Origin of the sequence: Caballeronia sp. PC1 (genome assembly GCF_021353155.1) — a bacterium.
In the GTDB taxonomy this organism is placed as follows: domain Bacteria; phylum Pseudomonadota; class Gammaproteobacteria; order Burkholderiales; family Burkholderiaceae; genus Caballeronia; species Caballeronia cordobensis.
On sequence record NZ_JAJUBH010000002.1, the window covers coordinates 1282482 to 1308726 of the forward strand.

Annotated in this window: 21 protein-coding genes, 3 pseudogenes and 1 riboswitch; of the genes and pseudogenes, 13 read left to right on the forward strand and 11 right to left on the reverse strand. The window is 58.1% G+C overall.

Annotated features, from left to right (window positions below):
• The first annotated feature begins 245 nt into the window (after positions 1 to 245).
• Positions 246 to 944 carry a haloacid dehalogenase type II gene (locus LY284_RS21910; RefSeq protein WP_217482576.1) on the forward strand — a complete coding sequence of 233 codons (699 nt, stop codon included), beginning with the start codon at positions 246 to 248 and terminating at the stop codon, positions 942 to 944.
• Between the two features lie 184 nt (positions 945 to 1128).
• Here the strand turns inward: LY284_RS21910 and LY284_RS21915 are convergent, their stop codons facing one another.
• The 7 genes and pseudogenes from LY284_RS21915 to LY284_RS21945 form a co-directional block, all read right to left on the reverse strand.
• The gene (locus LY284_RS21915; protein ID WP_375294292.1) at positions 1129 to 2271 is read right to left on the reverse strand and encodes an MFS transporter; all 1143 of its coding nucleotides are present in this window, start codon (positions 2269 to 2271) and stop codon (positions 1129 to 1131) included.
• Positions 2272 to 2423: 152 nt separating this feature from the next.
• A complete protein-coding gene (gene pcaD, locus LY284_RS21920; RefSeq protein ID WP_155178473.1) occupies positions 2424 to 3596 on the reverse strand; it encodes a 3-oxoadipate enol-lactonase in 1173 nt (390 codons plus the stop codon).
• A gap of 53 nt (positions 3597 to 3649) precedes the next feature.
• Complete coding sequence (locus tag LY284_RS21925) at positions 3650 to 4699, reverse strand: lyase family protein (protein WP_233387973.1); 1050 nt, start codon at positions 4697 to 4699, stop codon at positions 3650 to 3652.
• On the reverse strand, positions 4683 to 5432 hold the full coding sequence (locus tag LY284_RS21930; protein WP_233387974.1) for a hypothetical protein: 750 nt from the start codon (positions 5430 to 5432) through the stop codon (positions 4683 to 4685). The genes LY284_RS21925 and LY284_RS21930 overlap by 17 nt, the downstream gene beginning before the upstream one ends.
• Positions 5425 to 6138: a protocatechuate 3,4-dioxygenase subunit beta gene (gene pcaH, locus LY284_RS21935; RefSeq protein ID WP_155178467.1), complete on the reverse strand. Its 714-nt coding sequence runs from the start codon at positions 6136 to 6138 to the stop codon at positions 5425 to 5427. Before pcaH ends, LY284_RS21930 begins: the two co-directional genes overlap by 8 nt.
• Positions 6135 to 6794, reverse strand: a complete 660-nt coding sequence (locus LY284_RS21940; protein WP_155184414.1) for a 3-oxoacid CoA-transferase subunit B — start codon at positions 6792 to 6794, stop codon at positions 6135 to 6137. The genes pcaH and LY284_RS21940 overlap by 4 nt, the downstream gene beginning before the upstream one ends.
• A 15-nt stretch (positions 6795 to 6809) precedes the next feature.
• A pseudogene (locus tag LY284_RS21945) lies at positions 6810 to 7505 on the reverse strand (CoA transferase subunit A); the annotation flags it as partial.
• Positions 7506 to 7659: 154 nt separating this feature from the next.
• Positions 7660 to 7744: riboswitch (glycine riboswitch) on the forward strand.
• A 107-nt stretch (positions 7745 to 7851) separates the two neighbouring features.
• Between LY284_RS21945 and LY284_RS21950 the strand changes: the two are divergent.
• From LY284_RS21950 to LY284_RS21985, 9 genes and pseudogenes are all read left to right on the forward strand, one after another.
• Positions 7852 to 9084 carry a D-amino acid dehydrogenase gene (locus LY284_RS21950; RefSeq protein ID WP_155178463.1) on the forward strand — a complete coding sequence of 411 codons (1233 nt, stop codon included), beginning with the start codon at positions 7852 to 7854 and terminating at the stop codon, positions 9082 to 9084.
• 48 nt (positions 9085 to 9132) lie between these two features.
• Positions 9133 to 9546 carry a heme-binding protein gene (locus tag LY284_RS21955; protein ID WP_233387791.1) on the forward strand — a complete coding sequence of 138 codons (414 nt, stop codon included), beginning with the start codon at positions 9133 to 9135 and terminating at the stop codon, positions 9544 to 9546.
• Between the two features lie 157 nt (positions 9547 to 9703).
• A pseudogene (locus LY284_RS38735) lies at positions 9704 to 11047 on the forward strand (TonB-dependent receptor); the annotation flags it as partial.
• Complete coding sequence (locus tag LY284_RS38740; RefSeq protein WP_309243210.1) at positions 11026 to 11892, forward strand: TonB-dependent receptor; 867 nt, start codon at positions 11026 to 11028, stop codon at positions 11890 to 11892. The pseudogene LY284_RS38735 and the gene LY284_RS38740, both read left to right, overlap by 22 nt.
• 111 nt (positions 11893 to 12003) lie before the next feature.
• Complete coding sequence (locus tag LY284_RS21965) at positions 12004 to 13470, forward strand: aldehyde dehydrogenase (protein ID WP_174834964.1); 1467 nt, start codon at positions 12004 to 12006, stop codon at positions 13468 to 13470.
• Positions 13471 to 13563: 93 nt separating this feature from the next.
• Positions 13564 to 15180, forward strand: coding sequence for a GMC family oxidoreductase (locus LY284_RS21970; RefSeq protein WP_174834965.1), 1617 nt, complete (start codon positions 13564 to 13566; stop codon positions 15178 to 15180).
• Between the two features lie 72 nt (positions 15181 to 15252).
• Complete coding sequence (locus LY284_RS21975) at positions 15253 to 16299, forward strand: low specificity L-threonine aldolase (protein ID WP_155178453.1); 1047 nt, start codon at positions 15253 to 15255, stop codon at positions 16297 to 16299.
• A gap of 13 nt (positions 16300 to 16312) precedes the next feature.
• On the forward strand, positions 16313 to 17332 hold the full coding sequence (locus LY284_RS21980) for a DMT family transporter (RefSeq protein ID WP_233387975.1): 1020 nt from the start codon (positions 16313 to 16315) through the stop codon (positions 17330 to 17332).
• Positions 17333 to 17344: 12 nt separating this feature from the next.
• Positions 17345 to 18449 (forward strand): annotated as a pseudogene (locus LY284_RS21985) (DUF2817 domain-containing protein).
• Between the two features lie 34 nt (positions 18450 to 18483).
• Here LY284_RS21985 and LY284_RS21990 read toward each other — a convergent pair.
• Both LY284_RS21990 and LY284_RS21995 read right to left on the reverse strand, forming a co-directional pair.
• A complete protein-coding gene (locus tag LY284_RS21990; protein ID WP_174834968.1) occupies positions 18484 to 19467 on the reverse strand; it encodes a helix-turn-helix transcriptional regulator in 984 nt (327 codons plus the stop codon).
• Between the two features lie 381 nt (positions 19468 to 19848).
• Positions 19849 to 21204: an aldehyde dehydrogenase family protein gene (locus tag LY284_RS21995; protein ID WP_233387976.1), complete on the reverse strand. Its 1356-nt coding sequence runs from the start codon at positions 21202 to 21204 to the stop codon at positions 19849 to 19851.
• A 243-nt stretch (positions 21205 to 21447) separates the two neighbouring features.
• On the opposite strand from LY284_RS21995, the gene LY284_RS22000 reads away from it, so the two are divergent.
• Positions 21448 to 22479, forward strand: coding sequence for a LysR family transcriptional regulator (locus LY284_RS22000; protein ID WP_233387977.1), 1032 nt, complete (start codon positions 21448 to 21450; stop codon positions 22477 to 22479).
• Here LY284_RS22000 and LY284_RS22005 read toward each other — a convergent pair.
• On the reverse strand, positions 22455 to 22994 hold the full coding sequence (locus LY284_RS22005) for a DUF4863 family protein (protein ID WP_155178442.1): 540 nt from the start codon (positions 22992 to 22994) through the stop codon (positions 22455 to 22457). The genes LY284_RS22000 and LY284_RS22005 overlap by 25 nt on opposite strands.
• 15 nt (positions 22995 to 23009) lie before the next feature.
• Positions 23010 to 23738 carry a nitroreductase gene (locus LY284_RS22010; protein WP_233385652.1) on the reverse strand — a complete coding sequence of 243 codons (729 nt, stop codon included), beginning with the start codon at positions 23736 to 23738 and terminating at the stop codon, positions 23010 to 23012.
• Positions 23739 to 24003: 265 nt separating this feature from the next.
• Between LY284_RS22010 and LY284_RS22015 the strand changes: the two genes are divergently transcribed.
• Together LY284_RS22015 and pcaF are read left to right on the forward strand one after the other, a co-directional pair.
• Positions 24004 to 24579, forward strand: a complete 576-nt coding sequence (locus tag LY284_RS22015) for an NADPH-dependent FMN reductase (protein WP_230461330.1) — start codon at positions 24004 to 24006, stop codon at positions 24577 to 24579.
• Between the two features lie 46 nt (positions 24580 to 24625).
• On the forward strand, positions 24626 to 25855 hold the full coding sequence (pcaF, locus tag LY284_RS22020; RefSeq protein WP_233387978.1) for a 3-oxoadipyl-CoA thiolase: 1230 nt from the start codon (positions 24626 to 24628) through the stop codon (positions 25853 to 25855).
• Positions 25856 to 26245: the final 390 nt, after the last annotated feature.

The window sequence follows — 26245 nt, forward strand, 5'->3', positions numbered from 1 at the left end:
AAGCCTGCGAATCTGTCGATTACCGAAAATTCGCGCTTTCTGATGTGAATATCATTCAATACGGAAATTGAGATGGATCATATTATGTGATCGAGCATTAGTTTTGACAAAATCGATCTTTGATTTGCACCTGTGCAATTCCCTGTCGATATCATACTATTACAGTTGCTACCCGATACGTCGCGGTGATAGGATGTTCGACAACGGCGCCTCGATACCACTTAGATGTTATTATCGAGTCATCCGTGAATTTCCACTTCAACATAGTCGAGATAGGGCGAGCGATCATGAAGCCGGCATATCTGTTCGATGCATATGGTACTGTCCTCGATGTCCATGCAGCCGTGCGTCGCCACTCCGAATCCATCGGCCCGGATTTCCAGGCCTTCTCAGATCTATGGCGCGCGAAGCAGCTGGAATATTCGTGGGTGCGTACCTTGATGGGCAACTACGAAAATTTCTGGCAGCTGACGCAGGATGCCTTGGACCATGTCCTGCGTTTATTCGGATCCGTCGATCCGGCAATTCGCAAGGAGCTTCTGGATGCATATCTGCGACTTGAACCCCACGACGGGGCGCTGGAGGCCCTGACAGACCTCAAAGCCAAGGGCGCTCGGCTGGCGTTTCTGTCAAATGGCACGTCGACAATGCTTCGGACGGCGACGGTGGCCGCCGGCCTTGACGAGATACTCGAGGCACCGTTCTCAATTGATGCGGTTGGAAATTTCAAGACGCATCCGCTGGCTTATTCCGTCTACTCGTCGCGGTGGGCACTGGATCGTGCGGAGATCGCCTTTGTTTCGTCGAACCGCTGGGATATCGCAGGAGCTACCAAGGCCGGATTTTACACAATTTGGGTTAACCGCAGCGGCATGCCAGACGAATATCTCGACGCGGCTCCCAAGCGCGTCATCGGCTCGCTTGTCGAGCTTCTAAGCGACTAAGTCGCGAGCGTTGACGAAATTATTGCCCTCTTGGCTATTTCGATGGGCCAGAACCCAGACCGCTCCGTTGCAGTGCAGTCTCGGCGCAGGTCCACCGGGCTCGCGATCCTGAAGCCCACCCCATCCGCAAGCGGGCCGATCCATAGGAGTTCGCGGGGCAGGCTCGTTTCCAATGTTCCTACCCTCACCGGTCTTGCGCATGGCGACGGTGAGATTGAAGCGCCGTGAGGCCGAGCAGCAACGACACTATCACGGCCGACGCACTCAGGATGCCAAGCGATTCAAATGATCCGCCGCCTACGATATTGCCGCCGACGGCGGGGCCGATTGCGGCGCCAAGAGACTGCACGGCGCCGGCGCCGGTAATCGCCCTTCCCGATCGATCGACCACGGCGATCAGGGACATCCCGATTACGACAGAAAATCCATAGAAGAACGACCACCCAAAGATCGCGATCGCGAAATATGGGAGGCCTGCGTGCCCATATGCCAGAAGCAAGCAAAAAGCGCTCAGGCAGAATTGAACGACGATCAGGAGCGGCCCTCGACCTAGACGGCGACTGATCCACGACGCCGCGATGCATCCAGCGGCGTTGGCAATGAGGGCAAAAGAAAGAACATACCCCGTCGCCGAAAGGGAGTTGCCGTGCGAAACTCCGATCTGCTGCGCAAAGATCCAGATGCTCGTTCCACCGCCGAACAGGAAGAGCATGGCAAGCAGGCTTAGAATACTGGCCAAGCTGCCGTCATGCCTGTGCGCGGCGGGTTCGTCGAAGGACTGCGTGATGCGGCCGGGCAGGAAAGGCACGCACGACAAGAAGAGAAGCATGGCGATCGCGGTCAGGAAAGTCAGGCCTGGCATGCCCGCCGAAGGAATGGCCCAAGCTGTCGCCGTGGCCATGACGATAGCCACCGTTGCGACCTGGCCTCCAGTCCCAAATCCGAAGTTTCGGTCCGGATCACCAGAGCTTCCGATTATGCGGCACGCGATAGCATAGATCACGCCGGAGCCGAGGCCGGCTGCAAAAAGCGAGGGGTAAAGAACGGCAACATCGGTGATAAGCCCGCTCGTGCCTATCAGGGCGAGCGATATCATACCGGCGATAGCGGACAGTTTGCGGATTCCGAACCGTGGAATCCACCAGACGGCTGAAGCGGTGCTCGCCACAAACCCACAGAGGTAAGCCGTCCCGATATATCCTGCCATATTGGGGACAAGGCCAATCGTGGCGCCTGCGTGCCGATGTAGAGTGGCAGGATCCCATAAACCATTGTTCCAAACCAGAAGAGGATTACGCCAGCGGCCACCTCCCTTCCGGAGTTCAATGCGTCCTTCCGATCGTTTCTCTGCATGTTTCCCAGCGCGCTGATTTTTCCGAGCGGGTTAGCCCGTGGGCTTCGGTCAGTCCTCTTCCAAACGAGATAGATGTTATTCGATCGTCTTCGTTCATGAGAACAGATCGTTCTCGATACGTCTGGCTAAACGATCTCGGAAATGATCTTGGTAGCTTCACCAAATGCGGTATTGGCGACGGGGACCCCTGCGTAGATGGCGATTTGCATCAGCACTTCTTTGAGTTCGTCCTGCGTGAACCCTCCTTGAGCCAGCCCCGCGCGCACGTGAAGGGCATATTCTTCCCATCTTCCGAGACTCGCAGTTGTGGCTACAACGATCAATCGCCGCGTCCGCTCGTCAAGGCCGGGACGACTCCATATTTCGTTCCAAGCGATACGGGTGATCATAGCCTGAAAGTCTTCGTTGAAAGAAGTGCGTCCGGCGAGCGATCTGTCTACCCATTCGTCGCCAAGAATTGCGCGCCGTGTCACCAGACCGGCCTCGAAAAGGATGTCTCTGGCGGATGTCACAGTCGATTTGGTGCCGAAGAATCGAACGATTGCCGATGCCAATGCTGCTGGATCCTCGATAGCGGGAAGATGCCCGGTCTTGAGGCGCACCGCTTTTGCATCGGGAATGCTTGCTGCCAGGAATTCCCCATGTCCAAGAAACGGTGTGGAGATATCATCGTCTCCGGTGATGACGAGCGTTGGCACGGCGATGGCGCCGAGACGGTCCGCGATATCCATGTCGCGAATTGCTGCGGCACAGCCGGCATATCCGGTGTCGGAGCTGTTCACGAGCGCCCGCCACGCCGAGCTCACCTCTGCGGCACGGTTCTCGATGAACTTCGGCGAGAAGAAGCGATTTATCGCGGCATCTGCGATGGCTTCCGTGCCGTTGGACCGGACGGCTGCGACCCTGTCTGTCCAAATCGCCTTGTCCATCGTGGCGGAGGTACAGATCAATGCAAGGCCTGCCACTCTCCGAGGATGGTTGATCGCCATATCCATGGCGATCATCCCGCCGAGAGAAATCCCAGCAATGATCGCCTTTTCTACATTCGCTGCGTCCATCACCGCGACGGTGTCTGAACCGAGCACATCAAGGCTGTAGTCGCCCCCCGGCGCGTCCGAAGCGCCATGACCACGGTTGTCAAGGCGTATAAGCCGATAATGCGGCAGGAGATGAGGAAGCGCCTTGTCCCACAAGCTCATGTCGGTACCGATTGAGTTTATCAGGACGATGGCTGGCAACTCTGCGGAGCCTTGCTCCTTCCAGTATAACCGGACCCCGTTATGCTTTGTGAACGGCATCGATATCCCTCGTCAGAGGTTTAGAAGTTCGCGGACGATGCCTTCGCTTTCGCCTATGTCATTCCCAAGGCGGAAGCCGCGAGATTGCAAGCTATGGCATCTCCATCGATTTGGAGGCCTTCGATCGTAACGACCATCGAGCCTATTGCTCCGGCGGCGATGGAAAAGAGATCCGCCAGAATTGAAGCCTCTGTCTGCCATCCACCGAGCCCCCGCTCCTGTTCCTGGGGAAGGCCCCCCAGCAATGTGGCAACCAGTCCGGGCGCGCGATGCGCAGCGGATAGAGCGACTTGGCAGCCTGTCGGGTTCCGTTTGTGCGGCATCGCAGAGGACCCGCCACGGCCCGGGACGACCGGCTCAAGAGCTTCCCGAATATGGTCCTGCGACAGCAAGGCGATATCCTTTGCCATTTTGCCAACGGTGCCAACCAGGATGCCGACGCTCGTGCCGATCGCGGCCACGGCGATTCTGCGGCTATGCCAAGGAGGCGCAGGTTTCAGCTGCAACGCGCTGGATAGCCGGCGCGCGACCGCAGAGCCTCTGCCCGACATGCCTGCCCGCGTCCCCGAGGCCCCGCCAAGCTGAACGCATATGTACGCGCCGGCGTCGGCTCGCATGCGCGCCGCTGCCTCGGCGATCCCCGCACGCCATTGGGCGATCCGCAGTCCAAAAGATATTGGCATCGCATTCTGCATCAACGTCCTGCCTACGGCAGGCACGCGGCGATAGTTTTCCGCCAAGGCTGTCAGGGCAAGGTCGAGACGATCGGCATCGTCGATCAGCAATGCGGAGGCTTCTCTCGCCTGCATCATCATCACCGTGTCAGCCAGGTCCTGACTGGTCGCGCCCTTGTGGACCGCCATCGCCGTCTCTGGCGCCATCGCCGAACGGATCCTGCCGATCAGCGGTATCGCGAGCGTACCTGCGAACGCAGCCTCGTCGGCGAGGATTTGAGGGTCGATGGCGAGCGACGCGCAGACGGCGCCGATCTCATCGGCGACGCGTTCCTCGATGATCGCTTCTGCGGCTTGAGCCTGCGCCAATGCAGCCTCAAATTCCAGGGCGTGTTTGACGGTCGAGCGGTCGTCATAGACCGCCAGCATCGCCGGCGTTGTCGCTGAACGATCGTGAAGGAGCCTGCTCACAGCGAAAAGAAGACCGTCTCTGCATCACCTTGGATGTGAATATCGAGCCACCAGACTCCATCATCGCGCTGGCGCGCAACAAGCGTCGATCGACGGTCCGATGGCACAAGGGAGAGGATGGCATCTGTGTCGTTGCCTTCTGCGCCGTCGAAATACAGGCGTGTGCAAAGTCTTCGCAGCACCCTCTCGCGAAGATCGATAACGCGATGTGGGGAGCTTGGAGCGAATTGCCTGGTCCGGGCACGCGGCCCGGGAAAACAGTGCGGAAGCGATACACGCCGGATTCGTCGGTAGCGCATCGGCCGAACCCTATGAACTCCGGATCGAGTGGAATTTCGGCTCGCTTATCCGCCCCTCCGGAATATCTTCCCGACGCGTTGGCTTGCCAACTTTCTACCAATGCGTCTGAAATCGGGTCGCCATTTCCGTCGAGAATCTGGCCAGCAATGTCTATCACATCCCCTCTGGGAGCGCCCGTTCGCGTCGGGCGATTCAGAACATAGTGATCATCCGCGAAGAGCTCCGGTCGGGCTCCCAGATCTGACAGTCCCACCAAGTCAGCGCCGCCTTTCCAAGGCAGACCGTAGTGGAAGAAGGGGCCTACAGTCTGCCAAGGAGTTTGACCGAATAATCGAGGATCCTGGTTATCGAACCGCGCAGACGCTTTACGCTTTTCCAAGTCGTTATCCATTGGCAGTACCCTCGAAGGGCGTCTGCATTGCCCCCTTCAGCACGATGTCAAAACGGTATCCGAGCGCCCAGTTGGCGATGGTCGTGTCGATATCAAACCGGCAGATGAGGCGATTGCGATACGGCATCGGAACCGCATTCGCGATCGGATCGATCTCGATCAATGGATCGTCAGGAAAGTAGATTTGGGTGACGAGACGAGTGGCGAAGGCGGGGCCAAGCAACGACAGGTGAATATGAGCCGGGCGCCATGCATTGTGATGGTTACCCCAAGGGTAAGCTCCGGGCCGGATGGTCGTGAAGGAATACCAGCCCTGATCATCGGTAATCACCCGACCAGCTCCGGTGAAGTTCGGATCGAGCGGCGCGTCCCAATTATCGTTGCGATGGATATACCGCCCGGCCGCGTTCGCCTGCCAGATTTCGACGATGGTGTTTGGTACCGGACGACCACTGTCATCCAGCACCCTGCCAGAGATGCGGATGCGCTGGCCATGGGGAGCAGATCCATGTTGCGACGTTAGGTCTACCTCGGCTTGACCCATAAGAGCGCTCCAGCAACCGCTGGGGCCGCTCACCTCAGTCAAAGTCTGCGGAGCGTTGACCAAGGGGTGACGCGGACTACGCAATCCGGTCGAGCGATACTCTGGGTAGAGGAGTGGTGGCAAGCCCGCGTCGTCAGGCGCATATGCGATGTCCGTTGTCACAGGCAATTCTCCCGGAGCTTGCCCAGAAAGAGAGGGGCATTCGTCTTGGAAGCGATTTCCTCGACGCAGACGGATGGTGCCATGTCGAGCAGCGCAAGCACTCCGGCTTGCGGGTCTAACTCCATCACCCCGAGGTCCGTAATGATCAGATCAACCACCGACCTGCCGGTCAGGGGCAGAGTACATTTCTGGACGATCTTGGGCGCGCCATCCTTGGACGTATGATCCATGACGACCACCACCCGCTTGACGCCTGCAACCAGATCCATCGCTCCTCCGATCCCCTTCACCATCTTGCCCGGAATGGTCCAGTTGGCGAGGTCGCCATTCGACGCGACTTGCATGCCTCCCAGGATGGCCATGTCGATGTGCCCGCCCCTGATCATGGCGAAGCTGTCGGCAGACGAGAAAAAACTCGAAGTCGGCAGCGTGGTGACTGTCTCCTTGCCGGCATTGATCAAGTCTGCATCAGCTTCATCAGCGAACGGGTAAGGGCCCACTCCGAGCATGCCATTTTCGCTTTGCAGCGTGACGGTCACGTTTTCGGGGACATGGTTGGCAACCAGCGTAGGGATGCCGATTCCGAGATTTACGTAAAATCCGTCCTTGAGTTCTCGAGCAGCGCGCGCTGCCATCTGATCGCGCGACCAAGCCATCATGCAGGCTCCGAGAGCGCGAATCGTCAGCTTTTCGATCTTCTTCTCGAGGCCCGTCGCTCGAACAATCCGATCGACGTAAATGCCGGGCGTATGCACTTCATCCGGGTCGATGGCGCCAGCTGGCACGATCTCCTCGACCTCGGCGACCGTCACCCGTCCGGCTGTCGCCATGATCGGGTTGAAATTCCGCGCTGTCTTTCGAAAAACCAGATTGCCTTCGGGATCAGACCGCCAAGCCTTGACTATCGAAAGATCAGCTTTCAGCCAGCGCTCTCGAATATATTCATCGCCGTCGAAAGTTTCGACAGGCTTGTCTTGCGCGACGACGGTTCCTACCCCGGTCCGGGTATAGAATGCCGCAATGCCGGCGCCGCCGGCGCGAATGCGCTCGGCTAACGTACCTTGCGGATTCAGCTCAAGTTCGATGTCACCATCCAGGAACTGCCGCTCAAAAAGACGATTGTCGCCAATATACGATGCGATCATGCGACTGATCTGCCTGCTTTGCAGCAGCTGCCACAGACCAAAGCCTTCTGCGCCCGCGTTGTTCGAAATCACTGTAAGCCCTCGGGTACCGCTTCGATAAAGCTCCGCGATAAGGTTCTCCGGGTTTCCGCAAAGGCCAAAGCCACCCGACATGATCGACATTCCGTCGAACAGCAAACCCTCAAGCGCTTCGGACGCGCTGCCTCGAATTTTTGAAAGCATTATAAGCCTCGGAACTGTTCGGAATTTTCCTTCGAACCTTATCCTTCGCATCGGCATGGAGCTGCTGCTTTTGACGATATGTGAAGGACGTTTGCGGTTTCGTCATTCTCGGTCGTCCGAATTGACTTGAGCGCACATTTCCAGGCAGGCCAGACTTGCCATTGCGGGAGAGACCGTTCGCCGGCGCCGAAGGAGCAACCGCCCCGGAAACTCTCAGGCAAAAGGACCGCAGGGCATCAAGATATCTGGAGAGTGGCGCCCGCCTGGGTGCCCGCCGACGGGATAGCGATCTCAGGCACAGCGGACAGATGGGGCGCATCCACCACCTTTTGGGGAGCGGCTCCCAGTGGCACGTATTAGCATCATCGGCGCCGGCATTACCGGCGTAACAACCGCCTACAGCTTGGCTGTCCGCGGTCATGAAGTCACCGTCTACGATCGTCGCCGCTATCCGGCGATGGTCACCTCATTTGCCAACGGTGGCCAGCTCTCCGCAAGCAATGCCGAAGTCTGGAACAGCTGGGCCACCATCGCAAAGGGTATGAGATGGCTCTTGAAAAATGACGCGCCGTTGTTGCTGAACCTCAAGCCCGGCCTTCACAAATACGGGTGGCTCGCCGAGTTTTGCGGCAATATCTTTCGGCACGAAAGAAACACGATCGCGACCGTTCGTCTCGCACTCGACGCGCGAAGGCATATGTTCACCATTGCGGAAGCAGAGGGCATCGATTTCGATCTGAAGCGATGCGGAATCCTTCATCTCTACCACAATGAACAGGAGTTTCGTGCTGCCGAAGTGGGCAACGCCCTCCTCCTCAAGGGCGGGCTCGAAAGGCACGCAGTGTCAGCTGGAGAAATGCGCGCGATCGAGCCGAGCCTGCAAGGCGCTCTTCACGCCGGATTCTTCACCCCGGGGGACGCCACGGGCGACATCCACAAGTTCACACGCGGGCTCGCAGATGCGTGTGCACGCCGAGGCGTGATTTTCAAGTTTGGAGCTGCTGTCCGGCGAGTGGAGATACAGAACCGGATTTGTACCATCAGCTTGACCGATGACGAGAGTGGTCGGCCGATCGCCTCTCAGACAGCTGATGCCATCGTTGTCTGCGCAGGGGTTGAAAGCCGAGAAATCGCCAGAAAGCTCGGCGAGAAAGTAAACATTTATCCGGTGAAGGGCTATTCCATCACTGTAAACTTGAGAGACGAGCAGAGCCGAACAGCTGCACCGAGTGTCAGCCTGCTCGACGACGCTGCGAAGATCGTCACAAGCCGCCTCGGTCCAGATCGATTCCGGGTGGCCGGCACCGCAGAGTTCAATGGGTTCAACCTAGATATTCGCGCTGACCGGATCCGCCCGTTGCTGCGCTGGTCGGAACGCCTGTTCCCCAAAATGGATACTGACAGCGTCACCCCATGGGCAGGCCTGCGCCCCATGACGCCCGATATGCTGCCTGTTGTCAGGCCGGGGAGAGTGCGTGGCGTCTACTACAACACCGGCCACGGCCATCTTGGCTGGACGCTTTCCGCTGCAACTGCCGAGATGATCGCCATGCGCCTGGACAGCGACTTCGCCGCGTAGCTTCGATCCACATTATTCATCAGAAGGATTTCGAGAATGATCCTAAGCTTGAAGCAAGCCCAGAATATTGCACTTCGCACTCTCAAGGCCGGTGCCGAAAAAGGACTGAAGCCGCTATGCGTAGCCGTGCTCGATCCGGGAGGTCATACAATAGTCCTGCACCGAGCGGACGGCGCGTCGCATCTTCGACCAGCAATTGCTATCGCGAAGGCGGCCGGCGCCTTGAATCTCGGCGTCTCTTCCCGCTCGATCGCGGCGATCGCGGCCGAACGACCGACATTTTTCAACTCGCTCGTAGGCATAGCGCCTCTCGGTATGGTGCCGGCCGCCGGAGGAGTGATCGTGGTTGACAGCGACGGCCAGACACTGGGTGCCGTCGGCGTTACCGGCGACACCTCGGACAATGACGAAGCTTGTGCACTTGCGGGCATCGAAGAGGCAAATCTGTTCGCGAAGGACTGATCATTGCCCGCGCAACGCGGCAAAGGTATTTCACATAAGTGCAATGATTGAAGAGAGATTGGCAAAAGCAGCGAGGAGGACGTTCGCCTTATGAAGTTGGACAGGCAGCTGGCGCGGCATGCGTACGGCTCCTTCCAGCAAATAATAAGGGGGGTTTATGTCTCGGTCGAATAGAACGAACGGGTCGGTAGCGGCCCTGCTTGCCGCTACTGTTCTGGCCGGATCGGCGACGCCAGCCTTCGGGCAGGCGACACCCGAGGCGCCTCAAGATTCTTCCGCGTCCTCATCGGGCGGATCGCTCGACATTGTCGTTACCGCCCGCAAGCGCGAAGAACGCCTCCAGGATATCCCGGTGGCGGTCTCGGCGATCGGCGGAGCTGCCCTCGAACAGAAGGGCATCGACAATGTGACAAACCTGATCGGGACGGTTCCGAGCCTCTTCACCAGCCAGAACCAGGCGTTCGGGCCGCTTCCCAACCAGACCTATCTCGTACTTCGCGGCGTCGGAGCGGCGGCATCCAACGATCCCGCTGTCGGAACCTTCGTCGATGGCGTCTATCAACCGAGCCTGGCATTCGACACTGGCTTCCTCGACTTGGAGCGCATCGAGGTTTTGCGTGGGCCGCAAGGTACCCTTTTTGGCAGAAACACCGAAGGCGGTGCACTGAACATTGTGACCGCGAAGCCCGACGGCACCTTTCGTGGGAAGCTGCGCGCAGAATATGCGGACTTCAATAGCGTTCGCCTCGGCGCGAGTTTCAGCGGCCCATTGGTGGAGGACAAGCTCTTCGCTAGCCTTTCTGGTCAATATTACAGCACCGATGGCTACATCCACAACCTGACCATCGACAAGGATCAGGATACGCTTCGCAGCCTGGCCGGGCGCTTCGTGCTTCGCGCATTGCCCACCGAAGACTTCGAGATCATTCTCCGACTGGATGGTTCTCGCAACAGAAACGGTTATCTCGGTTACGGCGTCGTGGACGACGGCGCGAAGCGTTATGCCACACTCGATGATCGCAAGGTTGTCTCGCCCGACACGAGCTTTGGCGGCTCTCTAACCATGTCGTACGATCTTCCGGCGTTTACGATCAAGTCGATCACCGGATATCAGCACGTAAAGACCGAATTCTGGTACGACTTTGATGGATATTCGGACCCCGACAACTTTCAGGACCAGCGCACGACCCAGTCAGCACTCTCCGAAGAACTTCGTTTCGAGTCGAGGAGCGGCGGGTCTTTCACATGGCTTGGCGGATTGTACGCCTTTCAGGATATCCACGAACAGAACCGCAATTTCGCCTTGTCTGGCTGTACGATCTGCGCCTTTCCGCCGATTTTCAATCCCGCCAACGACGTGCGGGAAGCGACGAGGTTGCGGCGTCGCGGCTGGGCCGCTTTCGGTCAAGTCGGCTACAAGTTCAACGATCGCTTCGAGCTGACTGTCGGCGGGCGATATGGCTGGGAGCGGACGCGGGCATTCCAGCAGGGCGTCGTGATCGTGCCGGCTGTGGGCGCGAACGACGCGTTCAGCGGAGTCACGTCAAAAGCTTCAGCAATTTCTCGCCGTCCGCTTCATTCTCCGTTCACTGGACGCCTGATGTCATGACTTACGCGACTGTGTCGCGAGGTTATCGCTCAGGCGGCTTTGACAAATATCCGGGTAGCAGTGCAGCCGTTGGGATCGCTTTCGACAACGAAAAGTCGACCAATTATGAGGTGGGGCTGAAAGCGTCGCTCTTTGACCGACACCTGATCGCCAGCGTTGCTGGTTTCATCGTTCAGGTGGACGACATGCAGCTGGCTTCTGTTGCCATCAGCCCGGTCACCGGTCTCCCTGTCGGTGTCACTGCCAATGTCGGTGCCTCCCGTAACCGCGGGTTCGAGTTCGAAGCAACCGCCATGCCGTTCCGCGGATTCAAGATTCGCGGGAACGCTGCATATACCGACGCGCGCTTCACCTCTATTACGAGCCCGGTAGGATCCCATCTGACCGGCGATGCGTTGCCTTATGTCCCCAAGTGGACTGCTTCAGGCGGCGCAGATTACACTGTCTCGATCGGTGACACTGAACTCAATCTCGCAGCCGACTATCGTTATGTGGGGCCGTATTATTCCGGTAACGGGGCTCCTCCGTTTGATCCGATCCTGCAGGTTCAATCCTATGACCAGCTCGACCTCCGCGCCAGTCTGAAGAGAGACCGATGGGAGCTGACCGTTTACGTCGACAATGTGACGGACAACTTCAACATTACACGCCGGTTCGCACCGCCGTTCCAACCGTTCACCCGCGCCTCGGTGCTTCCACCTCGCAAGTTTGGCGTGAAGCTGAACTACAGCTGGTGAACATCCGCCGCCGGCCTCACTGGCCGGCGGCTTTGACCACTCAGGAATCGTGTCCTTGTTAAGGAGCGTCGGCCCGCAGCGAAACGCTGCTTCGCTGTCAAAGGATTTGCCGTGACCGAGATCGACATGACGAGCTTTGATGGAATTATCGGGAGCCTGACCCCGATGAGCGGCGAAGTCATCGACTGGACGAGCCCGACCGCTCCGGACAGAGCCCTTCAGTTTCGCGCCGGCGGACACGCTGATGTCGAGCGGGCCGTCGGTTCAGCGGGTCGAGCTGCTGGTTTGTGGCACCGGCTCGCGCCGAGTGAACGGCGAATGGCGATGCTGCGGTGGGGCGACGCAATAGAGGCCGCCGCCGAGCGCATCGGCATGCTCGACTGTGTCGACATGGGCAAACCGATAGCCGTTGCGACGATGGAAGCCTGCGTTGCCGCTCACATTGTGCGCTGGTACGCTCAGGCAATCGACAAGGCTTGCGGAGAAGTCATTGCGTCGTCGCGCGAGGCGATCTCTCTGTCGCTGAGAGTGCCCTACGGTGTCGTTGGCGCGATGGTCTCGTGGAATTACCCAAGTATAAACGCCGCCATGAAAGTTGGGCCAGCACTCGCGGCCGGCAATGGCATGGTGCTGAAACCGTCCGAGATTTCGCCCCGCTCCGCGATACTGATTGGCACCCTCGCCGAAGAGGCGGGCATCCCCGTCGGTCTGCTGTCTGTCCTCCCTGGCGGAGCGGCGACGGGCGCAGCGCTCTGCAGCCATCCCGGGGTTGCAATGCTTGCCTTCACGGGCTCGACCCAGACGGGCCGCTCTGTCGCCAAGCTCGCGGCCGAGCGGCTCGTGCCTGCTATCATCGAGGCCGGAGGAAAGAACGCGATCGTGGTTCTTGACGACATGACCGACTATCAGGGCATAGCCATCGACGCTGTAGCGGAAGCATATGCAAATAGCGGTCAGCTTTGCGTCGCCCGCTCAAAAATCCTCGTCCCAAGCGATCGTATTGACCAATTCTCGGACGCTCTCGTAGCCGCTGCAGCAGATTTCTTGCCGGGTGATCCTCTCGAGCCGAACACAAAATTCGGGCCCTTGGCGTCCAAGGCTCATTCGGACAGGATCCGATCGGCAGTCGACATGGCCCTCGGTCGCGGCGAACAAGTCATCCGCGATGGTCGTCCCGTGCAGCACGACATGCTGAATCATTCGCTGACAGTGGTCAGAGCGGATGACCCAACATCGCCGATATTGCGAGATGAATATTTCGGTCCGATCCTTGCAGTCGTTCCATATGATAGCATCTCCGATGCCGTGAGACTGGCCGGCCTCGGCGGCTACGGGTTGGCGATGACGCTCTGGACCGGCGAGTTGGCTCGAGCCAACATGTTACGGCAGGAACTCTGCGTCGGTCATTTGAAGATCAAGTCCGTCGCTGGTCAGGACTCGGCGACTGGTCTGGCGCTTCCACTGGAGCCTGCCGGTCAGTCCGGCTACGGAATCGAGTTCGGCGTTGACGCTCTCTCCAGCTACAGCCGTCGGATGGCCGTGGAGCAAATTGGCTGCCTCGCGCCGCTGGATCGCTAGCCACCGCCGACATCGCAGATCGGCCCAAGCGCCAAATCTGTTTGCGACTACCGCAAAGTCCAACTTTCCGAGGTGCGCTAGAGCGGCCTTCACATGGAGGGCATTGTGCAAGATATTAGAACTACGGACTTTATCGTCGTTGGGGGCGGTTCGAGTGGCGCGGTGGTCGCATCTCGGCTAAGCGAAGAGAAGCGTTTTGAGGTCGCGTTGCTCGAAGCCGGCGGGTGGGACAGCTCGCCTTTCATTCGGATTCCGGCGGGCTCGATCAAAGCGATCATGAATCCTGAGTACAACTGGTTCTATCAAGCGGAACCGGATGCCTCACGAAACGATCGAGCAGACATGTGGCCGGCCGGCAAAGTCCTCGGCGGCGGCTCGTCGATCAACGGGATGATGTATGTTCGCGGCAATCGCGGCGATTATGATCAATGGGCTCAGCTCGGCTGCAAGGGCTGGTCCTATGACGACGTGCTTCCGTTCTTTAACAAGGCCGAGACGAACGAAAACGGCGGCTCGCGCTTTCGCGGCGACAAGGGCCCTCTGCGCGTATCGAATGCCCGCCTATCGACCACGTTGGCCGACGCATTCATCGCTTCTGGCGTACGTGCGGGGATTCCGCACAATCCGGATACCAACGGTGCCGAGCAAGAGGGTATCGGCCCCTGCCAAGCCACCCAGAACAAGGGTTGGCGACATTCAACGGCACGCGCCTATCTGGCCAAGGCGAAGCGCCGATCCAATCTGAAGGTCGAGACGCATTTCATGGTCAGTCGGGTACTGATCGAGAAAGGCCGCGCGATCGGCGTCGAAGGCGTTCAGAACGGGCGCACGGTTCGCTACTTGGCAAACAAGGAGGTCATTCTTTGCGGCGGCGCGTTGTCGTCGCCGAAAATATTGATGCTCTCGGGCATTGGCCCGGCAAAGCATCTTGGCGAGCATGGCATCCCTGTTGTCGTCGATTCCCCGGGAGTGGGGCAAAATCTGCAGGAACATCCCGGAGTGTTGATGTCGACCCATGTCGGCATCGATAGCCTCAATGTCGAAGTGCAAAGCGTCGCCAGGATAGTCAAGCATGGCTTGAACTTCGCTTTGTTTGGGCGAGGGCCAGCCACGGCATGCGTTGCCTCCGCTCTCGCGTTCATTCGCACGCGAGACCATCTCGAGTGGCCCAACATCCAACTGTCGTTCTCGCCGATCGCGTACGACTTCACGCCGGACGGCGTACACCTGTACAAGCGTGCGGCAATTGGCGTTGCCATCAACATCTGCCGGCCCGAGACGCGCGGTCAGTTGCTGCTCCGCTCCACCGATCCAAGTGAGCGGCCGATTATCCAACATGAGCTGCTCGGCGGAGATGATGAGATCAAGCAGCTCATCGAAGGATGCCGGATCGTGCGCAAGATTTTCCGTTCCAAGCCATTCAGTGAATATGACAAAGGTGAACGCTTACCCGGAAAGCAGGTCGAAACCGACGCTGATTGGATCGAGTATATCCGTCAGAGCGCCTTCCTGATGTACCACCCGACTGGCACTTGCGCGATGGGAATTGGGCCGACAGCGGTTCTCGATCCGGAGTTGCGCGTCAAGGGCGTCACCGGTCTTCGCGTTGCGGATGCCTCGATCATGCCGACGCTGGTTAGCGCGAATACAAATGCACCGTGCATCATGATTGGCGAACGGGCGGCCGATCTGATCCGAAGAAGCCACTGAGGAGATATCGTACCGCAGGAGCCGATGGCCCTCGTACGCACGATCGATCGCTTGGCCAGGGAGATATGACCGATGCATTTCGCTTCCGATAACTGGGGGGGCGCCCTTCCTGAAGTGGCTCAGGCTCTCGTCGACCATTGCGACGGCTTCGCCGCCGCATATGGCAATTCCGAACTCGATCGATCGCTCGTCCATCGCTTCCAGGAGATATTCGAGCACGATCTCGAGATGTTTCTCGTGGGAACCGGCACCGCTGCCAACAGTCTTGCGATGTCGGCAGCTGGTCGCCCCGGCGGCGTGGTGTTCAGCCATGCAAATGCGCATATGTTCGAAGAAGAATGTGGAGCCATCGAGAAGATCGGCGGAGGCCTGCGGATCACCCCTGTCGAAGGCGCGCTGGGCAAAATTGCCCCTGAGAAGTTTGCTGCTGCGCTCGGCCGACTGCCGGAGGGCTTTGTCCACGTCGGTCAGCCGTCAGCAGTTACGCTTACACAGGCGACCGAGTGGGGCACCCTCTATCAGCTCGATCAGATTGCTGAAATCGCGTCCATAGCCCGAAAGAGGAATATCGCGGTCCACATGGATGGGGCTCGGTTTGCAAACGCTCTCGTCGCTCTCGATGTCACACCCGCCGACATGACATGGAGGCAGGGCGTCGACATGCTCTCCTTCGGTGCGAGCAAGAATGGCTGCTGGTGCGCCGAAGCGCTCCTCGTATTCAATCCTCGGTATGCGGAACATATGATTTATGCACAAAAGCAGGCCGGGCATCTGTTCTCAAAGTCCCGCTTCATCTCTGCCCAGCTCGAAACCTATCTTTCAGAAGACAATTGGCGGAAGTGGGCGAGGCAGGCTAACAGGCTTGCGGCGGAACTAACTGCAATACTGATGCGATCTGGTGCAGCTCGGATCGCTTGGACGCCCGAAGCCAACATTGTCTTCGCGATCATGAAAATCAAAGAAGCCGAGAGACTTCAAGCGGCTGGAGCCTTCTTCTACAGGCGCGCATCTTTAGAGACCGAAATAGCCATCGCTGGAGACGAGGGCCTATATCGCTTTGTAACAAGTCCAATGAACGATGCGACCGATCTGCAGGACTTCGCGGAAATCCTGAGCTGACCGAAATTAGACCATGTCTCCTTTTTCGAGGTCGCCTTCGGGGCAAGGCGCCAGCTTTTTGGTTATAATCTTTTCATCGACCTTCCTAATGGGTTCAAGCTTTGTTGCGACACAGTTGCTCTTGAAGAGTGGCTTGCCTCCGCTGCTGCTATCGGGGTGCCGCTTTCTCGTTGCGACGCTCTCACTTCTCCCGTTTCTTCTGATGGAATCTCCACGCGATGGATTTCGCTGGCGTTCGCCCCGCCGGCGCGATGCAGTCCTGACGCTGCTGCTCGGTCTCCTTCAGATTGCGGCGGTCATGGCGTTGGTGTCTGCAGCTATGCGCTTCATCGATGCTGCGACCGTTGCGATCCTCCTCTTCACGAACCCGTTGATCGTGATGCTCGTCGCAGGAAGGGCGCTGGGTGAGCAGCTCAACCGGATAAATCGCCTTGGCATGGTCGTCGGATGCGCAGGTATCCCCGTCATCGTCGGGGGCAAGATCACGGTGTCCGCAAACGGCTTGATTGGCCACGGGCTGGCTATCGCGGCCGCCTTCTGTTGGGCGGGGGCAACAATTGCACATAGAAAGTTTCAGCCAAACCTGCGGCCTGCCACGCTCAACTTCTGGCAGATGCTCGTTGGTGCCCTAACTCTCATGTCGATCGCGCAGCTTAAGTGTGAGCGCTGGCCGACACATCTCGATTTTGCCCAGGTAATATGGTTTCTCTGGCTTTCCATACCTGCTTCGGCCGGGTCATTTGGGCTTTGGTTCGTCGCTCTGTCCAAGGGTGGGGCAACACGGGCAAGCAGCTTCCTCTTCCTTGCTCCCCTCTTCACATCCCTCCTCGCTGTGCCCTTTCTTGGTTCGGTGCTGGGGCTCCATCAGATTATCGGCGGAGCGCTCGTCGGTCTCGGACTTTATCTGGTCAACCATCGATCGGGCAGCCGAGCCGAAAACCCGAAGATCAACACGTGTCTGCTCGATGAGCGCTCAATCATTTTCGCCAAAGAGGCAAAAGCGTCCCAACCACACCTCCCCAGATTTTCCTAAAGGAGATCGATGATGTCTAAAAACCTGCAGGTATTCAATCAAACGTACTTGGCAGCACGTGATAACTTTCTGCAGGCTACGACGGGCAAAGCTGCAAGGATCTATTCGATCGAACATCCACTAAGCGGACCATCCGGTGAGCCTCTACACGTGGATGTAGCTGTCTTCGGATCCCCACAAGCGGCCAACACCGTTTTCCTCACCTCCGGCGTTCATGGCCCTGAACTGATCGCAGGTTCCGCCTGTCAGATCGACCTGGTCAATGGCGGAAAGCTCGCTGCCTTGCCTGCGGACGTCAAGGTCGTGCTGATCCATGCTATCAACCCCTGGGGCTCGGCTCATGGCCGGCGCTATACGGAAGACAATGTAGACCTGTGCCGAAACTTCACCGTATTTCCGACGCAGACAGAGGTTTCGGAAAGGCTCATCGATCTTCAGGAGGCGATCGACTCTGCTTCTCTGGAACCTGCGGATGTCGCAGGTTCCGACGCAATCATTGAAAGGTTCATCGAGGAAAATGGCTTGGGAGCCTTCATCAACGTGGCCCTCTCCGGACAGTATCATTTCCCGAGCGGCATTGGCTTTGGGGAAGGAACCGGCCTGGTCCCGCAGCACGATCGAGCAAATCATCACTGAGGAAGGGAGATCAGCGCGGCACGTCTACATGGTAGATTATCACACCGGCTACGGGCCTTACGCTCATGGTTGCGTTGTCGCGATGCAGACGGGCTCGAAGCTCGAACGAGCTCACGAGGTATTCGGCGATTGGATTCTCGCTCCTCGGGCTCGCCCTACCGCCACCACGTATGAAACGACCGGTCACACGACTGATGGTTACGAAGCGATGCTTCCAGACGCGGAAGTAATCGCCGGCGTGCTCGAGATCGGCACGCTACCGCAGCCGCAGCTCGTCGCTGCAATGATCAACGAGCATCGCCATACCCGGCATCTCGCCAGCACGCCTGACGATCCGAGGCTCAAAGCGGCACGCGATGCTTTCAAAGCTTTCTTCGCGCCCGACGATCCGCACTGGCAGAACTATGTTCTGCATCGAGGCGAGCAGATTTTCGACCAGGTGCTCGCAGACATTTCTCGCCGCTTGCCAGACCGATGTTAAGCTCGGCAGGTGAAGCGTCCAGCCTCGCCTTGGGTCAGACTTGGGACAGTGCTTCACGAGGCGATGTGCCGAAAAACCGTCGGAAAGCCGTCGAAAAATTGGCCGGGTACTCGTATCCGACTTCGTAAGAAATCTGCGTTATCGACAGATCGCCCTCACGCATCAGGTCCAAAGCCCGCCGCATCCTTACCATGAGGAGATATTCCATCATCGTCTTACCCTCGACTGCCTTGAACAGCTTGCTAAGCTTCGACAAGCTCATGCCGGCTTGGCGAGCAATTTCGTTTGCAGGCGGCGGCTGTTGATACCTGTCCTCAAGGATTTTCATGACGCGAGCGACAGCGAGTCTGTCTCTTGACCGCGGCTGCGAACCGCGAGCATCTCGCCGAACAATCTGCTCGAAGAAGATGCGAATGATGTCATTGGCTCTGGATTGCAGAAGGAGACAGCGAGCGAACGGTGCACCAGCAGCCTCGAAGAAAGCGGCGGCCGCTTCTCGAAGCTCGAACGACAAATCGGTAGATATGATCCCGCATATCCCGTTCACGTCGTTCAGGTAGTCACTGAGCGCCCCGGAGTATAGGCTCGGGTCCAAGCCGAGATACTCTATCAAGTAGTTTTTGTCGCACGAAACCGTTACAGATCGCTCTTCGTCCCCCGAAAAAAAGCTTTGAGTACGCACCACTCCCGCAGGGCTGATTGGTACGGTGCAGCTTCTTGGTTCGATTTCGAATGATCGAGCTGATGCAGAAGTGATGATGGAACGCCCTGCCATGCGTATGTGGATCCGGAGGGCGCCATCGCTCTCCTCACTTTCTTGCACATCTCGGAGACGATGGAGCGAAGCCCAGCTTACCGTTACACCACCTGGGAATATCAGGACGTTCCGGAACCCCTCCGCGTCCATCCTTTGCGGCCGTGTCGCGATCAGAGCGGTCAAACCGACATCTTCGCGCTCGACGATCTCGTAGTCGCGTGGGACCAGATTCAGCATTCGTTCTGCGAGCATGGCTGTCATAGGGATTCCTCCCCGATGTGCCACGAACCGACGAACGACATGCGTCGAACATGAAGATATTGATCATATGAGCGCAGCAATGGCTCATACGCCGCATTTACTGCGTCAAATAGATAGGAAGACAGGTGACGGCGATAGCGCCGAGTCAACGCCAGCATGACAGAACTCCGCAGAAATATAGCGGCATCCTGCACGCAGCACGCTAGGCGTTGACTGCATCCAGCTCATCGCCGCAACAACGATATCGATCGTTATTGCGGCTCATTCATCTGAGTTGACGTCACTCACTTTGATTCACTCTTTCGATCAAACTGACACTATAGCCTTTTCGGCGCTATCGCACAACCGATTCGCCTCCGGCCATCAACCAAGAAGCCGACTCTACTGAGTGGCCATGTTAATGATCTTGGGCTGGCTGTATTCGGCCATGCCCTCGCGGCCGAGCTCTGCGCCGAGGCCCGACTGCTTTGCCCCCCTGAAAGGCACATCCGGCGGGAGGTCGAAATGCTTGTTTACCCAAACCGTTCCAGCATCGAGCTTTTGAGCGATGCCATAGGCGGCATCGAGATCCTTGCCCCAGACGCTAGCGGCCAATCCGAACGTACCAAAATTGGCGCGCGCAATGACATCGTCAAGGTCGACATACTTCAATATCGGAAGAATGGGAGCAAATTGCTCCTCGGTCACCAGCCGCGCGCTGTCGTCAATATCACGAACGATCGTCGGGGGAATGAAATAGCCCGGTCGGTCGATAGGATCGCCGCCGGCAATGATCGTGCCATCTCTCGCAGCCTCCCGGAGAAACTCTTTTGCGCGCGCAAATTGCGCTTCGTTCTGCAACGGCCCGAATTGCACACCTTGAGAAAAACCATCACCGACGACCGCAGCTTCAGCAAGGGCCGCTAGCCGCTCGCATACCGCATCGTACACATTCTCGTGAACATATACCCGCTTTATGGCGACACAGACTTGGCCCGAGTTCACCATTGCGCCAGCGAAAATGCGCTCGGCGACTTCCTCAGGATCGATATCGTTCATCACGATGGCAGCGTCATTGCCACCTAGTTCCAAGGTCAGGCGCTTGATCGTCGATGCGGCGCTCGCCATTACGTGGCGCCCCGTGCTCGTCGAACCTGTAAACGCGATCTTCGCGATGAGTGGGTGTTCCGTCAGCAGCGCTCCGATCTGGCTTGGTCCGTTGATGATGTTCACGACACCGGCAGGGAAAATGTCAGCGCAAAGCTCGCCCAGAAGCAGAGTTGTCAAGGGCGTCGACGGGGCTGGCTTGACAACGACACAATTGCCGGCAGTCAGACCCGGAGCCAATTTGGTGGCCAGCAGAAGCAATGGGAAGTTCCAGGGGGTAATCATGGCGACGACCCCGAGCGGCGTGCGATGTTCGACTATGCGTTCTCCCTCATTATCGCGAAGGACTTCCTCGGTCGTTTCCATGCTCGCAAACGCGCGCAAAATGTAAACCGTTTGCCCGACTTCCATTTCGGCAAGTCCGAGAGGCTTGCCCTGCTCCTCGACGAGGAGTCGAGCAAACTTTGCGCTTTGTGCTTCGATGCCACTCGCAAGTTGCGCGACAAGTTGGCCGCGCTCGGCCTGAGGCACGATGGACCAGCTCGCGAACGCTGCATGCGCTGCTGAGACGGCGGCTTCGACAATAGCAGCGTCTGCCACAGGCGCTTTCGCAACGACCGTTGCCGTTGCCGGATTGATGACATCGGCCATCTCGTCTCCGTCGATGAGGCTACCGCCTACCAACATCCTATAGTTTTCCATGCCGTTGCCTCCGAGCCTCGTCCGCCTCACGGACAATCGATGATCGGGAAGTTTATGCGGGGAACGGCTAGCTGCCACATTTGCCCGGCGGTCATTTGCTTATGCGGACTTGCACATTACGCATCCCTTCCGATGCGGCTCGTTTGTGCAGCCATATGGAAGCCTTCAAATGTCTGAGCGGCCAGAACAAAAGTGCTTGTCCGTCTTTTCCGGCAATATGGTTCAATGGCCCCATCGTTCAAACAGCTGGACCTCAACCTCCTTCGCGTTTTCGCGGCGGTCATGGAGGAGCGGAGCGCCCTCCGGGCCAGTCGCCTGCTGTGCACGAGCCAATCGGCGGTCAGCCACGCCCTCGCCCGCCTCCGCGACCAGCTCGGCGACGACCTATTTCTGAGAACACGCAGGGGTCTCAAGCCAACGGCACGCGCGCTGGAACTCGCTCCGGAGATCGTGGCGGCGCTGGCGATAGTTCGGACAGCTGTTGAACGGCAAGAATTTGATCCTGCCACATCGGATCGTACGTTTACGCTGGCCGCGAGCGACGCACTCTCGATACTCACGGTTCAAAACCTGCTGCGCGAGTTCGGGCGCAGCGCGCCCGGTGTATCTCTAGTCGTCAAACCGGGCACGCGCGTGGATCTGGGAGAGATGATTGATCTCGGTCGGATCGATGTGGCCTTGGGAAGCTTCTCAGAATGGCCCGAGCACATGCGGTTCGATCCGATGGCTGCCTATCGCGACGTGCTGATCTCTCCCATTGGCAGCACGCCTATCGAGAGATCCGACCAACTGCATAGCCGGCGACTGGCCGTGGTGTCCGTCGGCGGCGAAGAAGAGGGCGCAATCGGCGGCTTCATCTATGAAAGGGGATTGGGCCGAAGAACCGAGATGTACGACAAGGCAGCACTTGAGCGCGCATTTCGGAATTGCGGCTTGATACCCCGTCCATTGTTGGCCATCCCCCATGCGCTGCTATTGCCCGAGCTTGTCGTGGAGGCAAATCTCACCGCCATCATTCCACACCCGCTAGGCGCACATTTCTGCAGGACCCATCCAGTAAGGCTCGACAAACTTCCCTATCCCTGTGCCTCACAGCAGATCGGCATGATCTGGCACCAGCGATCCGACAAGGATGAAGGATTGATATGGTTCAGAAGCATTTTGCGGAGCTTGGTATCTCGTCTGGTTTCCGACGGCGATCAGTTAGGCGGAGCAAAGTCATAGCTGATGCGGCCTGCCGGAAGATAGAACAATGCAATCACCGCACCGCCACGCACCTCGGGATAGTGCCGACTTCCTGGGTCCGGAGCCGTCCAGCCCGGACCTTGCCAGCCGTGCAAGCCGCGGAGTTGGGCACCCTCGTCTATCGGAACCACCATGTTCAACTCACCGTAGGGATGACCATGGTAGTCGCCACGCAAGATGATCTCTCCGTCCGCGTCGCGAATGGCACGCGCATCGTTGCTGTCCATGAAGACGGCGGTAATGCTGAAATGAAAGGTTTCTGGCCCTGGCTCGATGATTCGGCTGCGACGATAGCTCTTGCCAGCGATCTCCTGGTTTGCCGCCCAACCTTCGTCGATGCCGTATCGAATGAGTGTAGCGAGTTCACGATATGTGTCGGTAGCGGGGCCGTACTTCTCGTTCAGCCAGACTTCCAAGTCGCGGCTTGCGGTCATGTCCTTCACTTCAGAGAGAAAGGAAATGCTGCGTTCGATCAGCTGATCGCGATGTCCCATGGATAAATCCAATCCTCAATTGAAGCCGAGAAAACATGCAAATTCATCGACTGGCGCTCTGGGCATCAAACGAGGTTCAATGGCGTTGCCGTCCTCCTCAAAGCCCATGGAAATTCCACAAACGACCATTTCCGCATCTGCAATGGGGAGAAGTGTCCGCAATAGCTTGTGGTACTTCGCGAACGTTTCCTGAGGGCAGCTGCTCAGGCCACGCCCTTTTGCACTCAGCATGATATTCTGCAGGAACATTCCCAGATCCAGCCAGCTGCCCTGTTCCAGACGTCGATCAATCGTCACGATGAGACCGACCGGAGCGCCGAAGAATCCATAGTTCTTGCCGGTCTGTCGTGCACGTCCCGTCATGTCGGCCTGCTCGATTCCCAGTGATCCGTAGAATATTCTGCCGAAGTCCTTCTTCCGGGAAAGATAGGGTTCCGGCAGCTCTTCCGCATAATAGGCATACTCGGAAGCGTAGCTGTCTTTCTCAGTTTCATGCGCCAGGAGGAGAGTCGAGCCGATCTTGTGCTGAATTTCGCCGGAAACCACATAAACCCGCCAAGGCTGGATGTTCGCTCCACTCGGCGCGTGCCGCGCGGCATCGAGGATTTCGCGTACCAGCTCCTCCCCAACCGGCTCGGTCCTGAATTTTCGCGTCGAGGTCCTCGACCGGATGACGTCGTCGATCGAAGCATGATCACGATCCCGAACCCGAAGGGTCGCTCGTTTTTCACTGAGAGGTCTCAACCTGTACGGCTCCAAAAATGCCTGCACTAACGGGGCAATGCTCCTTCGGATTTGCCACCCGGATCGATCACTCAGAAGTGAATAGTACGCATTACCCAAATGCGGCACTCTCATCACGAGCATGAAGCGACTACAACTTCCTGTTTATTAAAGATAAAATTCCAGGGAACGATCAAAGCCCCAAGTTTGACGCTAATCATCACAAGACGATAGGTCGCTGCAGATCTTTTCTGCATGGGGATACGGAATGTCGGTACGCGTACTTATGATCAGCGGGAGCCTCCGGGCAGGGTCTTACAACTCGGCACTCCTCCGCCTGCTCCCGTCGCTCGCACCTGCATCGTTTGCGATGGATACCGCGCCGTCCTTTGCTGAATTTCCATTCTATGACGCCGATGAACATCAGCGCGCCGGGACACCCGAAGCAGTCCTCGCGCTGGCGGAAGCCATTCGCCGCTCCGACGGAGTGGTAATTGTGAGTCCAGAATATAACTGGACCATCCCGGGAGCGCTGAAGAATGCTTTCGACTGGCTTTCGCGAGTCGAGAATCAGCCGCTGAAAGGAAAGGCTGTTGCTCTTCAGTCCGCGAGCGCCGGCCCGCTCGGTGGAGCGCGAATGCAATATCACATGCGGATGATGCTGACCTTTCTTGAGGCCAATCTGGTAGCGACGCCCGAGATTTTCGTGGGTCTGGCGCCAAGCAAGTTCAGCGAGGATCGTTCGCAGCTTCTCGATGGCACCTTGCGTACCATGATCGAAGCTCAGTTGCGAAAGCTGGAGGATGTCATCCGCATGACGAACTGGGCGAATGCGCCTGACAATCACGCGATATCCGGCTGACGAAATTGACCGGCCGCTCGGTCTGACGCGACAGAGGGAAACTGACTTGAGCGAAGCTTATATCTGCGGGGCCGTGCGCACCGCCATCGGACGCTATGGCGGAAGTCTGTCCAGTATTCGGATCGACGATCTCGCTGCGGTGCCGCTCTCCGCTCTCAAGTCCGAGTGGCCGCTTATCGATGGAAATGTCGATGAGGTAATTCTTGGCTGTGCCAATCAGGCAGGCGAGGACAACCGTAACATCGCACGTATGTCGGCTCTGCTTTCTGGTCTTGGCGAGCAATGCCCGGGTACGACGGTCAACCGGCTTTGCGGTTCGGGGATGGACGCTGTCATCCTTGCTGCTCGCGCGATCAAGACAGGAGAAGCAAATCTGATAGTGGCCGGCGGTGTGGAAGGCATGTCTAGGGCGCCATTCGTCTTGCCAAAAGCGGAAAGCGCGTTTTCGCGCGCCAACGTGATCCATGACACCACCATAGGCTGGAGGTTCGCAAATGCCCTGATGAAGGAGCGATACGGAACCGATTCCATGCCGGAGACCGCCGAAAACGTCGCGCACGAGTTCGGTATAAGCCGAGACGACCAAGACACCTTCGCCTTGGAAAGCCAGCGTCGTGCGGCTACCGCCCAAATAAGTGGGCGGCTTTCACTGGAAATCGTACCGGTGAGGGTCGCTGGGCCAAAGGGCACAGAACTAAAATTCGAGCATGATGAACATCTTCGTGCGACTACAATCGAGCGGCTAGCGGCATTGAAGCCCATCGCCGGTGATGGCGGGACAGTAACCGCCGGCAATTCGAGCGGCATCAACGACGGGGCTGCCGCAATCGTTGTGGCCAGCAAGGCAGCAGTTGACTCCTACGGGCTTGCGCCGCGGGCGAAAATCCTCGGGGCAGCTGTCGCGGGAGTGGCACCCCGCATCATGGGGATCGGGCCCGCGCCAGCGAGCCAGAAACTCCTTGAGCGGTTCGGCATCCCATTGAGCTCGATCGATGTGATCGAGCTCAATGAGGCATTCGCGAGCCAGAGTTTGGCGGTCCTGAGGCTACTCGGCCTTCCCGACTGTGCCGACCACGTCAATCCGAACGGTGGAGCAATCGCGCTGGGCCACCCCCTTGGGATGTCCGGCACGCGGCTCGTACTCACAGCGACTGAGGAACTCATTCGCAGCGGTGCACGCAAGGCTCTCTGCACAATGTGCGTCGGAGTCGGTCAAGGCGTCGCAATACTGCTCGAAAAAAATCTGAGGCGGCCGGGCGTCGAAATTAGAAAGTAGGCATGATCGCGTGGCCTCGCTGTATCCGCACCTTAGTCGATCGACTTGTATGGCGTTCGCCGACTACCCCGTCACGGCTTCGAGTAGCCTACAGTCGAGAGGCGTCCTTGTCGCTTTGGTGCAGGCCGCCTCCTGCGGCATGAGCTTCGGTTCTCATTCCCTGAGACACCGTAGGGGGACTTCGACCGCACCAGTGATCACCTGGGCAAGCAGATCGACTGCAAGGACGGCGTCTTCTCTAGCCTCCGCAGCGCTTGCTCGCCAGGTGCTTCATCCGCTGTTGACGGTTCGGGTGGCCGTCCATCCTGGCGACGTAACTAAGGATTCGGTCCTCTCCAGTATTGAAACAACGCTGAGATGCTTTGCCAAAAGCCGCCAAGCCAGAAGTTA